The sequence below is a fragment of the Streptomyces sp. NPDC048257 genome (assembly GCF_043201855.1).
GTDB lineage: Bacteria > Actinomycetota > Actinomycetes > Streptomycetales > Streptomycetaceae > Streptomyces.
Genome location: NZ_JBICZI010000020.1, coordinates 65,331 through 78,202 on the forward strand (window position 1 = coordinate 65,331; position 12,872 = coordinate 78,202).

A 12,872-nucleotide genomic window follows, 5' to 3' on the forward strand; every position below is an offset into this window, starting at 1 on the left:
AGCCCCTCCTGAAGTTCGGTTCGTGTACTCGCCCGCAGCCGCACCGGCGGCTGCCGGCTCAGCCGTAGACGATGCGGCGCAACTGCCGGAGCGACAGCTCCGGCGGCGCCACGGCGCGGTGCGGCAGTTCGGCCGCGATCCGCTCGAAGATCTCCGCGTTGACCGCTCCGCCGGACTGCAGTTCCCGGTGGCGGCGGCGGACGAACTCCTCGGTCGTCTCGTCGAAGTAGGCGAGCACGTCCAGTACCACCCGGGCGGCCTCGCCGCGCTGCAGCGCGGTGCTGCGCACCAGGTGGTCGACGAGGTCGTCATGCGACGGGCGGCGATCGAGCACGCGTAGATACTGGCGGCTAACGACGCCGAACGCAAAGATCCTGCCCGATTTCGGGCAGGATCTCTCTGGTCTGGACCAGCTAGGGGCTCGGTGTGACCTCCTTCGGATGATTTCCGCCCGTCCCTGATTCCCGTACCGGACGGGACGGCCCGCTTGGCCTATACCTGTGCGCATGAGAGTCCTGCGACGCGCGCTCGGCGCCCTCCTCGCCCTCGGCGCGGCCCCGGCCCTGGTCACGGCCTGCGGCTCGGCCCAGGGGGACGACGCCAGACCCGGGGACGACCCGCCCGCGGCCCTCGCCCCCTTCGAACGGCTGCTGCCGGCGCCCGTCTCCGCGCGCGCCGAGGGGCCCGGGTACTCCTTCGGGGCGGGCACGGTCATCCGCACCGGCCGCGGCGGCGACGAGGAGGTCCGCCGGGTGGGCGAGCTCCTGGCCGAGCAGCTGCGCGGCCCGAGCGGGCTGCCGCTGCCGGTGGTCGACGGGGCCCAGGGGGACGGGATCCGGCTCAGGATCGACGAGGGGGACGGGGCGGGTGGCGGGCTGGGCGACGAGGGGTACCGGCTGGAGTCCGGCCCGAGCGGGGTCACCCTCACCGCGCGGACCCCGGCCGGGCTGTTCCACGCGGGACAGACGCTGCGCCAGCTGGTGCCGGTGGCCGGTCCCGGGACGGTGCCGGGCGGGACGGTCACCGACCGGCCGCGCTTCGCGTACCGGGGGGCCATGGTCGACATCGCACGCCACTACTTCACGGTGGAGCAGGTCAAGAGGTACGTGGACCAGCTCGCCCAGTACAAGGTCAACACCCTGCACCTGCACCTGACCGACGACCAGGGATGGCGCCTCGCGATCGATTCCTGGCCGCGGCTGGCGGAGTACGGGGGCGGCAGCGAGGTCGGTGGCGGGCCCGGCGGCCACTGGACGAAGGACGAGTACCGGGAGCTGGTGGCCTACGCGGGACAGCGGTACGTGGACGTGGTCCCCGAGATCGACATGCCGGGGCACGTGAACGCGGCGCTGGCCTCCTACGCCGAGCTGAACTGCGACGGGAAGGCCCCGGACCGGTACACCGGCGTCAAGGTGGGCTTCAGCTCGCTGTGCGTGGCCAAGGAGCGGACGTACGAGTTCATCGACGAGGTGCTCGGCGAGCTGGCGGAGCTGACGCCGGGCCGCTACCTGCACATCGGCGGCGACGAGGCGCACGCGACACCGGCGGCGGACTACGCGGCCTTCATGGACCGGGCGCAGGCGGTGGTCGGGCGGTACGGCAAGACGGTGGTGGCCTGGCACCAGCTGGCGACGGCCCGCCCGGTGCGGGGGGCGGTGCTCCAGTACTGGGGCCATGACAAGACCCCGGCCGCGGACAAGGCGGCCGTGGCCGCGGCGGCGAAGGCGGGGCACCCGCTGATCCTGTCGCCGGCGGACCGGCTGTACCTGGACATGAAGTACGAGCCGGCGACGAAGCCGGGCCTGGCCTGGGCGGGGTACGTCCCGGTGCGGCGCGCCTACGACTGGAACCCGGGGGCGTACCTGGCGGGGGTCCCGGAGTCCGCCGTGCTGGGGGTGGAGGCCCCGCTGTGGACCGAGAACGTCGCGACGCGGGGGGAGTGGGAGCAGATGGCCTTTCCGCGGGTCCTGGGCCTGGCGGAACTGGGCTGGTCCCCGGCGGCCTCGCTCGGCTGGGAGGCGTACGGCCGCCGCCTGGCCGCGCAGGCGCCCCGGCTGGACGCGCAGGGCATCGGCTTCTTCCGGGCACCGGAGGTGCCCTGGCCGTAGCGGGGGGAGCGGTGGCTCCGCGGACACGGGGTGCCGCTGAGCCCCACCGCTCAGAACTTCTGCTGTTCGGCGTCGGGCGGCAGCAGGCAGGGGGTGTCGACGGACAGGCTCCACTGGTCCTCGGCCACGTCACCCGCGGAGACGTACTGCTTGTCCTTCGGATGGCCGGCCTGCACCCCGTAGGCGCCGAGCTCCCGGCCGGGGCCTTCCTGATATCCGACGATCTTGAATCCCTGGGCTTCGAGCTCGCTCTTCAACGCCCTCACGGCCTCGGCGTACCGGTCCCGGGGCAGCGTGGCGCGCGCGTTGAACATCAGGGTGAACCGGCCGTCGCCGGCCGCCTCACCGTTCTTGCCGGTGCAGTGGGTGAAGTTCGCCCGGGCCGTGCCGGGGACGATCTCGGACTTGGTCGTACGGGCCATGGACTCGACCCAGTGCTGAGCCCAGGTCTGCGCCTTCTCCCTGCTCATGCGGGGAAGGGCGTCGTTGACGCCGTTGTCGGACATACAGCCTCCGAGCAGCAGGGCGAGGGCGAGGACGAGGGAGGCCCTCCGCGTTGTGGGCATGGTTCGCAGTCTCCTTCGGGTCAGCCGGACGGCCCGGGGCGGGGCTTCAGCCCGGCGATGACCCGGCCCTGGTTGTCGAGGCTCTGACTGCCGTCGTCCCAATAACCGCTGTGCCCCGAGGTGTCCACGTACATCCTCTGGGCTCCGAAGGCAGGATCCTTCGGGTCCGTCGCGAGGGAGAGTCGGGAAGTCCAGTTGGAGACGAAATCATCCCCGGAGGCTCCCACCCACAGGTGGCGCGGGTTCACGTGCAGCTGGTCGGCGCGGTCCACGGTGAGACCGGGGCTGCCGACGACCACGATGTCGTCCGCGTCCAGCCCCGACCCGCCGGCGTCGGCGGCCCCGGTCATGGAGGACCCGTAACTGTGGCCGATCACGGTCAGGTGCCCGCGCTCGCCCTCGTGTGCGGACCGGAGCCCATGGGTGAAGTCCCGCAGGTCTTCCGCACCCGCCTGCGCCCGACCCTGGCTGGCGACGCTTCCGTCGATCTCGGGGGCGTCGTAGTCCATCCAGCTGATCACGGCGACGTCCTCGCCGGGCGCAGTCGAGTTCGCCGCCGCGTTCTGCAGCTTGTCGATGCGGTCGAGCTGTCCGCCGTAGTTGTCCAGCTGGTTGTCGGTGCCCGGCACCAGGACCGCGGTGTGCCGGGCGGTGTCCGGATTGCCCAGGGCGACGACGGCGCGGCCGTCCTTCTCGGTTCCGTAGCCGAGCAGGTACATCTGCTTGTTCGCCGGTCCGCTGTCCGTCTTCTCCAGACGGTCCTTGAGGGTGGTCAGGTTCCGGTAGTTGTACCGGTCGTGGTAGCCGAGGCTGCCTTCCCGCAGGGCGTAGTCGTTCAGACGCAGTTCCAGAGCCGAGCGGTTGGCCTCGTCGCGGACGGGTGTCGGCAGGCCGTCCAGGGAGCCGATCCGCTCCGGGTAGGCGGCGAGGTAGAACTGCCGCTTCTCCTCGTTCAGCCCAGCCCACCAGTCCTTGGACTGCCCGGGGTCCTTGCCGTCGGGGATGGCTTTCGGATCGATGCCGGCGAACGCGGCGACCCGCGCCGCGTCCTCCTGGGCGTGTGCGCCGCCGTAGCGCTGGTCGAGGTCGAACGGGTCAAGCTGGTACAGCGCGTCGGCGGCAGTCTGACTGGCGGTCCTGGCCTCCTCCACGGCCGCGTCTATGCGGGCCCGGAAGCCGCCCAGACCGGTCGGGCGAAGGCCGCGACGGGGTTCTTGAGGTTGCCGATCAGCTGGAGGGCCGCCGCCGGGTCGGCGAGGTCGACCATCTGCTTGTTGTTGCGCAGCTGGAGGCGGTTCAGGCAGGACAGCTGGAACTCCTCCGCGAAGAGGTCGTACCGCTCGAAGCGCTCCGCGAGCTGCGGCATCGACTCCTGGTAGGCGTGGCCGCAGTCCGCGACCGCCTGCCAGAAGGTGTCCTCGTCGCAGATGCCCTCGTCCGCGAGGATCGCGCCGAGGAAGCGGAAGAAGCAGTCGAAGACGTCCGTGAAGATCGACAGGAGCTTCATGTCCTCGGGGATGTCCGCCCGGACCCGCTCGACCGCGGGCGGCAGCACCGCGTCCGCGTCCATGATGACGATCTCCTCGGCGATGTCCTTGAAGATCGCCCGCTTCACCAGGCCGCCCTCGATGACGAGGATGGTGTTCTCGCCGTGCGGCATGTACGCGAGGTCGTACTGGTAGAAGCAGTGCAGCAGCGGCACCAGGTAGGCACGCAGGTAGTGGCGCAGCCACTCGGCCGGGGTCAGCCCCGACTCCGCGATCAGCGCGCCGACGAAGGACTTGCCCTCGGCGTCCACGTGCAGGAGCGAGGCCATCGTGGCGAGGCGCTCGTCGCCCTGGACCGAGTTCACCGGGGACTCGCGCCACAGCGCGGCCAGCATCTTGCGGTACGGGGAGTACCGGTCGGTGGCGCGCTCGTACTGGCGGTGGTGGTAGCCGATCGCCGCACGCTCTCGGATGATCGAGAAGTCCACCGACCTGAGGACCTCGTCGCCCTCGATCAGCTGGTGCAGCCAGTCGTTGATGGCCGGGGTGGCCTCCATGTACGCGGCCGACAGACCTCGCATGAAGCCCATGTTCAGGACCGAGATGGCGGTCTTGACGTAGTGCTTGCGCGGCGCGCTCCGGTTGAAGAACGTGCGGATCGACTGCTGCGCGAGGTACTCGTCCGGGCCCTCGCCCAGCAGGACCAGGCGGTGGTTCGCGATCTCGGCGGCGAAGGTGACCGTCGTCTTGTTCCACCACTGCCAGGGGTGCACGGGGAAGAGGTGGAAATCGGCCAGGTCCAGGCCCAGCGCGGTCATCCGCTCCGCGAAGACGCCGATGGTCTCGTCGCCGAGCTCCTCGCGCATGAAGGAGTCGTGGTCCAGTCCCGCGCCCGCCGTGAAGGTGGAGACGTCCTTGCGGGCGGCCACCCACACCAGGTGGACGGGGCTGGCGGTCTCCGGGGCGTACGAGAGGTACTCGTGCACGCCGAAGCCGAGCCGGCCGTTGTTCGCGACGAAGCAGGGGTGGCCCTCGGTCATGCCCGTCTCGATGTCCTGGAAGGAGGACTTCGCGAGGACGTCGGAGGAGACCTGCGGCTTCGTGTACTTGTAGCCGGTGCCGGCCAGGGTGGAGGAGATCTCCTCCAGGTAGACGGGCAGCACCTCCGGGCTCAGGCCCAGGGTCTCGCGCAGCTCGATGTGGAAGTCGAGGGCGTCCAGCGGGAGCTCGGCACCGCCCTGGTGGCGGGTGATGGAGGCCTCGTCCACCGACCAGTGGTCGAGGGCGTGCAGCACGGCCTCGAAGCGGTACTCCACGGTGGAGTCGTCGCTGAGGACCGAGTACCGGCCGGAGCCCAGCGGCTTCGGGGTCAGCAGGCGCTCGTGGGAGAACTCCGCGAGGCCCTTGCGGACCAGGGCGCGGTTGGCGCGGGCCCACAGCTCCGGGGAGAGGTGGGAGACGGCGTCGGCGAGGCTCATATCGAGACCCCCTGGGCGGCCGTGGCGGCCTCGAACTGCGCGCGGGTGCAGAAGCTCAGCAGGGCATCCTTCTCCGGCTTGGTGACCTGGCGCTCCGGTACGAAGCCGACGGCCTCGTTCAGGGCGTGCACGGCGGTGTTGGCGACGTCCGGCTCGACCACGACGCGCTCGGTGGCCGGGTCGGCGAAGACCGCGGCCATGACCGTGGTGATGACGGCGCGGGTGAAGCCGTGCAGCGGGGTGTCGCTCGGGGCGACGAGGAAGTGCATGCCGACGTCGCCGGGCTGGGCGTCGTAGAGGCCGACCAGCTCCAGCTCGGAGGGGTCGTAGGTCTCCATCAGGAAGGCGGGACGGCCCTCGTGCAGGCCGATGAAGGCCTGGTGGTGCTCGTGGGCGGCGATCCTCATGTACTCGCGCTCGACGTCCGGAAGGGACGCGTCCTGCATCATCCAGAACGACGCCTTGGGGTGGGTGACCCAGCCGTGGAGCAGCTCCGCGTCGGCGAAGGGGTCCAGGGGGCGCACGGAGAAGGAGCCGAGTTCCTTGTCGGTGCGGGAGAAGAGGAGTTCGGTGGTGCTCATCAGAGGGTGCCTTCCGGGGCGGCGAACTGCTGGAACGCGATGGACTTCTCGACCTTGTAGTGCTCGCGGCCGAGGAGCTCACCGACGATGTACGCGTTCCGGTACGCCGCCATGCCCAGGTCGGGCGAGGTGAGGGAGTGGTTGTGGGTGGTGCCGTTCTGCAGGTAGACCCCGCGGCCCGTGGTGTCGATGCTGTAGTTGCGGGCGGCGTCGAGACGGCCGTGCCCGTCGAAGTTCAGCCGGTCCCGTACCGGGTTCAGGAACTCCGGGAAGGTGTACTTGTAGCCGGTGGCCAGGACCAGGCCCTCGGAGCTGAGGGAGAAGTCCCGCTCCTGCTCCTCCTGGCGCAGCCCCAGCGTGTACGTGCCCGTGGTGGTGTCGTACGCGGTGCTGTTCAGGGAGGTGTTGGTCAGCAGGGTGGTCGGGACCTCGCCCGGCATGCTGATCTTCTTCTGGTAGAGCAGGTCGAAGATGGCGTTGATCAGGTCGCCGTCGATGCCCTTGAAGAGGTTCTTCTGCTGGGTCTCCAGCCGGTACCGGGTGTCCTCGGGGAGGGCGTGGAAGTAGTCCACGTACTCGGGGGAGGTCATCTCCAGGGTCAGCTTCGTGTACTCCAGCGGGAAGAACCGCGGCGAGCGGGTCACCCAGTTGAGCTGGTAGCCGTGGACGTCGATCTCGGCGAGGAGGTCGTAGTAGATCTCGGCCGCGCTCTGGCCGGAGCCTATGAGGGTGATCGACTTCTTCTTCTGCAGCTCCGCCTTGTTCTGCATGTAGGCGGAGTTGTGCAGGAAGTCGCCGCCCAGGCCCTCGCAGGACTGCGGGACGTGCGGCGGGGTACCGGTGCCCAGGACCAGGCGGCGGGCCCGGTGGGTCTCGCCCTTGTCCGTGTGGACCTCGTACAGGCCGGCCTGCCCGTCGTAGGTGACCTCGGTGACCGAGGTGGACCACTGGACGTTGTCGAGGCGGTCGGCGGCCCAGCGGCAGTAGTCGTTGTACTCGGCCCGCAGCGGGTAGAAGTTCTCCCGGATGTAGAAGGAGTACAGCCGGTCCTTGTCCTTCAGGTAGTTCAGGAAGGAGAAGGGCGAGGTCGGGTCGGCGAGCGTGACCAGGTCCGACATGAACGGCGTCTGCAGGTGCGCGCCGTCCAGGAACATTCCGGCGTGCCACTCGAAGTGCGGCTTCGACTCGATGAAGAGGCCGTCGATCTCGTCGAGCGGGGCGGTCAGGCAGGCGAGTCCCAGATTGAACGGACCGACGCCGATGCCGATGAAGTCGTGGGTCTTAGCGGTGGAGGGCAAGGGATTCTCCCAGGAACTGCTCGGCATGTGCGGCGAGAAGGTCGAGAACGGCCGCGATGTCGGCCGTGGTGGTCTGCGGGTTGAGGAGGGTGAACTTCAGGTACTGCTTCCCGTCCACCTTGGTGCCGGCGACGACGGCCTCACCGGAGGCGAACAGGGCCTTGCGGGCGTGCAGGTTGGCCTCGTCGACCAGGTCGGCACGGACTTCGCCGCCCAGCGGGACGTAGCGGAAGACCAGGGTGGAGATCTGCGGCTTGACGACGACCTCGAAGCGCGGGTCGGCGTCGATGACGTCCCAGCCGGCCGCGGCCAGGTCGATGACCTCGTCGAAGAGCGAGCCGACACCGTCGGCGCCCATGACGCGCAGGGTCACCCAGAGCTTGAGCGCGTCGAACCGGCGCGTGGTCTGGATGGACTTGTCGACCTGGTTGGGGATGCGCTCCTCGGCCATGCGGCGCGGGTTGAGGTAGTCCGCGTGGTACGTGGCGTGCTTGAGGGTGTCGCGGTCGCGCACCAGCATGGCGCTGGAACTGACCGGCTGGAAGAAGGACTTGTGGTAGTCGACCGTGACCGAGTCGGCGCGCTCGATGCCGTCGAGGAGGTGGCGGCGGGTCGGGGAGGCCAGCAGCCCGCAGCCGTAGGCGGCGTCCACGTGCATCCACGCGGAGTGCTCGTCGGCCAGGCGGGCGATCTCGGGGAGCGGGTCGATGGACCCGAAGTCGGTGGTGCCGGCGGTGGCGACGACCGCCATCGGGAAGAGGCCCTCGGTGGCGCACTCCTCCAGCTCCAGGGCGAGCACCGCGGTGTCCATCCGGCGGTTGCGGTCGACCGGGACGGAGATGACGGCCTCGTAGCCGAGGCCGAGCATGGCGGCCGACTTCTGGACGCTGAAGTGGCTGGCCTCGGAGGTGAAGATGCGCAGCTTCGGCAGCAGTTCGGCCTTGGTGAGCTCGCGGCCCTGGTCGAGCGCCTTCTTCATGACGAGGCGGCAGGCCTCGTCACGGGCGAGGAGCAGCGCGTGGAAGTTGGACTGGCTGCCACCGGAGGTGAAGACGCCGTCCGCGCCGGGGCCGAGGCCGATGCGCTCGGTGGTCCAGTCGATGAGGCGGCGCTCGATGAGCGTGCCGCCGATGGACTGGTCCCAGGTGTCGAGCGAGGAGTTGACGGCCGAGAGGATCGCCTCGCCGAGCACGGCGGGGATGACGACCGGGCAGTTGAGGTGGCCCAGGTAGCGCGGGTGGTGGAAGTACACCGCGTCGCGCAGGTACACGTCCTCGAGCTCGTCCAGGACGGCGGCCGCGTCTGCGAGCGGTTTGTCCAGGTCGATCCCGTTGATCACCGGGGCGAGTTCGTCGACGGATATACCGGTGTGGGGTCGCTGCGTCGTCGCGAGTTTGGCGGCGACGCGTTCGACGCCCTCGGTGACGGAGCGCCGGTAGAGGTCCGCGGTCGTCTCGTTCAGCAGATGCGAGCGCATCAACTTTCCTCCGGGCAGGGGGGAGAGGGAGTGGGGTCTGGCGTGCGTCGATTAGGTTAGCCTAACCTTACTATTTCGCCAAATATAGACGGGCCCCGGCTGAAAAAGCCGGGGCCCGTCGCAACTGCTCTAGGAGGTAAGGGGGCTGACTACAGCTCGGACGTCGGGTCCTCGCTCGGAGCCTTGCCCGCGTACGCCTCGGCGAGGAGCTCCTCCTCGCTCGCGCCGAGCCGCCAGTAGCCGGTGAAACGCACGGCACGGCGATCGACGAATCGTTCCTGCACGAAGTGGCGGCGCACCGAGCGGATCGTGCCGGCCTCGCCCGCCAGCCAGGCGTACGGGGCTACGGCTGCGGCGGGTTCGGCCGCGCGCAGCGCGCTCAGCACCTGCTCCGTCCGCTCCCGGCCGTGGCCTTCGCGCACGATCCAGGTGATGTCCGCGTCGGCGAGCGTCGCGAGGTCGAGCCGGTCGTCCTCGTGCGGGACCTCGAACCAGGCCCTGACCCGGGTCCCGGAGGGCAGCCGGTCCAGGATCGCGGCCGCGGCCGGCAGTGCGGTCTCGTCCGCGTACATCCAGATCGCGTCCGTGCCGGCCGGCGGCCGGAAGCGCACGGACTTGTTCTCCGCGACGGCCGGTCCGATCGCCATGATCCGGCGGCCGGCCACCGCTTGCCCCGCCCAGCGTGACGCCGGGCCGAAATCCCCGTGCAGGACGAAGTCGACATCGACCTCGTCCGCCCCCTCGGGCGTACGGCGCTGCTCGCGCACCGTGTAGGAGCGCATCACCGGCCGCTCCTCGTCCGGCATCCCGCGCCAGGCGCCGAACCAGGTGTCCTCGTCCGTGGACGGGAGCACCGTGTGCTCCTGGCCGGAGACGGGCAGGAAGAGCGACAGGCTCTGGTCGAAGCCGCCCGAGCGGAAATCCGCGAGGGACTCCCCGCCGAACGTGACCCGCAGGAACGAGTGGCCGACACGGCACGTGCGGACGACTTCGAGCTCGAAGAAGCGGAAGTGTGCGACGGCCGGGGCGCCGGATGCGGTGGCGGTCATGCGGAGAGGTCCCCCTGGGAGTCAGCCGGAGTGAAAGGTGGTCAGCTGACCTTCTTGGCGCCCTGGATGGCCTTGGCGAGGTCCTCCAGGATCTGGGCGCACTTGTCGTAGGAGTAGATCGGCTCGGACACGCGCGGGACGACCTGGCCGGCCTTGACCGCGGGCAGCTCGCCCCAGGTCGGCTTGGCCTTCAGCTGCTCGGGCTGCAGGGTGCCGGTGCGGTTGTCGAGCAGGATGACGTCGGCCTTGTACTTGCCGGCGTTCTCCCAGCTGAGGCTCTCGAAGAAGCCGGCCTCGTCCAGCTTCTCCGGGATGACGAACTCGACGCCGAGCTCCTCGAAGTACTTCAGGTCGGCCGCGGTCTTCGGGGTGGAGGCGTAGAACAGGGCGTCCGCGCCGGAGCCGGCGAGCACCTTGACACCCGGGTTCGCCTTGGTGGCCTCGCGGACCTTGGTGGTGGCGGCTTCGAAGCGCGCCTTGGAGTCGACGACGTTCTTGGCACCCAGGTCGGCGCCCAGGGACTTGGCCAGGTCGGCGGTGCGCTCCAGGGCCTTGGGCAGCGAGGTGTCGCCGCCCACGGAGATGGCGGCGGCCGGGGCGATCTTCAGGATCTTGTCCTTGGAGGCCTCGGGGACGTACCAGTACGAGCCGTCCCAGGTGTTGGTGACGAGGAGGTCGGGCTGGAGGGAGGCGTACTTCTCGACGTTGAACTGGTCGTAGACGTTGCCGAGGATCTCGACCTTGGTGACGTCCAGCGAACCGGCCTGGACGTCGGGCTTGCCGTCGGCGGTCGTGGTCGGGCCGAACACGCCCTTGACCGGGATGCCGTAGTCGTACAGCGCGGCGGCGGTGCCGGTGAAGGCGACGATGTTCTTCGGCTTGGCCTTGGTGGTGACGTCCTTGCCGAGGTCGTCCTTGAAGGTCCAGGAGCCGGAGGCCGCGGCGCCGTTGTCCTTGCCGCCGTCACCCTTCGCCGAGTCGGAGCCACCGCACGCGGCGAGGACCGCGACGAGGCCGAGGGCGCCACCGGCCGCGACGAAGCCGCGACGGGTGAAGGAGGAGGTTCGGGACTTGGGCATGTCGATGTCCGCTTTCATGCGTGCCGGGCGACCACTGGGCCGTTCGAGAGGAAGGGTAGCCTAACCTCATCAGTGATCCAGCCCCGGGCGGGTGAGGTGTCTCACTCGGCGCGAACTTGTGCGGCTCGTTCTCGCTCTTTAATGTCTCTTTATGTGGCGCCGGGGGGTGCCTTGAAGTGGCGAGACCTGACCGAATCCCCTTCATTTTGTGCGTTTCGTAGGGGGAGTTTCGTGCGTTTTCGCGTGCGGCGGATGTCCGTCGGCGTCTTTTCTTTGATCGTTCTGGGCGCGGCTTCGGCATGCGCCGGTGGTGAATCCACTGGGGGCCAGGGGGATGACCGCCCGATCGGCGCCAGGGATTCCTGGACGCTGCCGGTGCAGGCGTATCTCCCGGACGAGAAGCAGAAGCAGCTGGTCTTCGATGCCAGGGAAGCCCTCCTGGTCAAGTGCATGGCCCGGTACGGCTTTTCGTACAAGCCCGCTCCGCCGATGCCGAAGTTCGGGCCGAAGTCGATGACCGACCTGCGTTACGGGATCCACGACGAGGCGACCGCCTCGCGGTACGGCTACAAGCCGCCGGTCGACCTCGCCGCCATCCGTGAGCAGGAGCGTGCGGCGGTCGACGGCACGGTCCTCTCCGCGGACGAGGAAGCGGTGATGACCGGTCAGGGCGCGGCTGCGTCCGCTGCGGCCGACCTTCCGCCCGGGGGCTGCGCCGGCGAGGTGGCCCGCGCGATCACCGGCTCCGACGCGGGGCAGTCCATGCTCGCGACGGAACTCGGCAACGAGGCGTACATCAAGGCCCAGCAGGATCCCAAGGTCAAGCAGGCCTTCGCCGACTGGGCGGCGTGCATGACGGAGAAGGGCTTCCACTACGAGAAGCCCATGGACGCGGTGGACGACCAGCGGTTCGCCTCCGAGAAGGCCACGGATGCCGAGATCTCGACCGCCACGGCGGATCTCGGGTGCCGTGCGAAGTCGCAGGTGGCCGAGGTCTGGTACGCAGCCGAGGTCGGCATTCAGAAGTCCCTGATCGAGAAGAACTCCGAGCGTCTCGACAAGGTGAAGTCGGACATCGCCCTCTCCGTGAAGAACGCCTCCAAGGTGCTCGGCGAAAAGAGCTGAAGCCCTCACCCCCCGGAGTCGCCCGACTCCCGATTTTTCTCAGTGCCGTCACGGCCGCCCTCTTTCCCAGTGCTGCCGTGAGGGCTGTTCATCCTGCCCGAAAGAAGGAAGAAAACCATGGTGAAGAAGTCCATGACCGCAGGCGCGGTGGCCGCGGCCGCCCTCGTCGCAGTCGTCACCGCTCCGGGGACCGCCAGCGCCGTCGACGTGAGCGAGAACAAGAACTACCTGTCTCAGTCGGCCTGTTCGGGGACCGAGTTCAAGTTCACGTTCCGCTTCAACTCGAACCAGGGGGGCGCTTACCGCAAGCTCGGTTACGCGCACGGTAACCTCGCCGCCTCGCAGGTCTTCGCGTTCGAGGACCCCACCAACTACCCGCTGACGTTCTGCGACGGCACGGGCAAGGGTTCGGGCGAGGGCATCAAGAACAACGCCGCCTCCATCACGAACAGCCACACCTCCTTCGGTGGTGTCGTCTACTACAACAGCTGGTGGCAGGGCGCCTACGACAGCCTGCAGCCGGGCGTTCCCACCCCGGTCAGCCGCAACCTGTCCAACACCTACAACCAGAACGCTTCCTTCAAGTGGAGCTGACGCACGTTCTGTTGTCGTGTTGAGAGAGAG

Annotated in this window: 12 protein-coding genes; 3 read left to right on the top strand and 9 right to left on the bottom strand. The window is 69.1% G+C overall.

From position 1 onward, the window contains the following. Positions 1 to 58: 58 nt before the first annotated feature. Positions 59 to 334, bottom strand: coding sequence for a hypothetical protein (locus ACGFZK_RS28855; RefSeq protein WP_030008735.1), 276 nt, complete (start codon positions 332 to 334; stop codon positions 59 to 61). Between the two features lie 172 nt (positions 335 to 506). On the opposite strand from ACGFZK_RS28855, the gene ACGFZK_RS28860 reads away from it, so the two are divergent. Next, complete coding sequence (locus ACGFZK_RS28860; RefSeq protein ID WP_393851778.1) at positions 507 to 2,108, top strand: beta-N-acetylhexosaminidase; 1,602 nt, start codon at positions 507 to 509, stop codon at positions 2,106 to 2,108. 50 nt (positions 2,109 to 2,158) lie between these two features. On the opposite strand, the gene ACGFZK_RS28865 is transcribed toward ACGFZK_RS28860, so the two are convergent. The 8 genes from ACGFZK_RS28865 to ACGFZK_RS28900 form a co-directional block, all read right to left on the bottom strand. Then, entirely contained in the window at positions 2,159 to 2,674 is a 516-nt protein-coding gene (locus tag ACGFZK_RS28865; RefSeq protein WP_393851779.1) for a hypothetical protein, read from the bottom strand. 20 nt (positions 2,675 to 2,694) lie between these two features. Further along, positions 2,695 to 3,825 (bottom strand): alpha/beta hydrolase, encoded by a 1,131-nt coding sequence (locus tag ACGFZK_RS28870; RefSeq protein ID WP_393851780.1) that lies wholly within the window; start codon positions 3,823 to 3,825, stop codon positions 2,695 to 2,697. 8 nt (positions 3,826 to 3,833) lie between these two features. Then, a complete protein-coding gene (locus ACGFZK_RS28875; RefSeq protein WP_393851781.1) occupies positions 3,834 to 5,639 on the bottom strand; it encodes an IucA/IucC family protein in 1,806 nt (601 codons plus the stop codon). After that, positions 5,636 to 6,220, bottom strand: coding sequence for a GNAT family N-acetyltransferase (locus tag ACGFZK_RS28880; protein ID WP_393851782.1), 585 nt, complete (start codon positions 6,218 to 6,220; stop codon positions 5,636 to 5,638). The genes ACGFZK_RS28875 and ACGFZK_RS28880 overlap by 4 nt, the downstream gene beginning before the upstream one ends. Next, entirely contained in the window at positions 6,220 to 7,545 is a 1,326-nt protein-coding gene (locus ACGFZK_RS28885) for a lysine N(6)-hydroxylase/L-ornithine N(5)-oxygenase family protein (RefSeq protein ID WP_393851783.1), read from the bottom strand. The genes ACGFZK_RS28880 and ACGFZK_RS28885 overlap by 1 nt, the downstream gene beginning before the upstream one ends. After that, on the bottom strand, positions 7,502 to 8,995 hold the full coding sequence (locus ACGFZK_RS28890) for a pyridoxal phosphate-dependent decarboxylase family protein (RefSeq protein ID WP_393851784.1): 1,494 nt from the start codon (positions 8,993 to 8,995) through the stop codon (positions 7,502 to 7,504). Before ACGFZK_RS28890 ends, ACGFZK_RS28885 begins: the two co-directional genes overlap by 44 nt. Before the next feature lie 149 nt (positions 8,996 to 9,144). Continuing rightward, a complete protein-coding gene (locus ACGFZK_RS28895; protein WP_393851785.1) occupies positions 9,145 to 10,044 on the bottom strand; it encodes a siderophore-interacting protein in 900 nt (299 codons plus the stop codon). Between the two features lie 41 nt (positions 10,045 to 10,085). Continuing rightward, positions 10,086 to 11,123 (bottom strand): ABC transporter substrate-binding protein, encoded by a 1,038-nt coding sequence (locus ACGFZK_RS28900; protein WP_393851786.1) that lies wholly within the window; start codon positions 11,121 to 11,123, stop codon positions 10,086 to 10,088. 375 nt (positions 11,124 to 11,498) lie between these two features. Here ACGFZK_RS28900 and ACGFZK_RS28905 point away from each other — a divergent pair, with 375 nt between their 5' ends. Next, positions 11,499 to 12,248 carry a hypothetical protein gene (locus tag ACGFZK_RS28905; protein WP_393851787.1) on the top strand — a complete coding sequence of 250 codons (750 nt, stop codon included), beginning with the start codon at positions 11,499 to 11,501 and terminating at the stop codon, positions 12,246 to 12,248. Between the two features lie 117 nt (positions 12,249 to 12,365). Next, the gene (locus ACGFZK_RS28910; RefSeq protein WP_393851788.1) at positions 12,366 to 12,842 is read left to right on the top strand and encodes a hypothetical protein; all 477 of its coding nucleotides are present in this window, start codon (positions 12,366 to 12,368) and stop codon (positions 12,840 to 12,842) included. Positions 12,843 to 12,872: the final 30 nt, after the last annotated feature.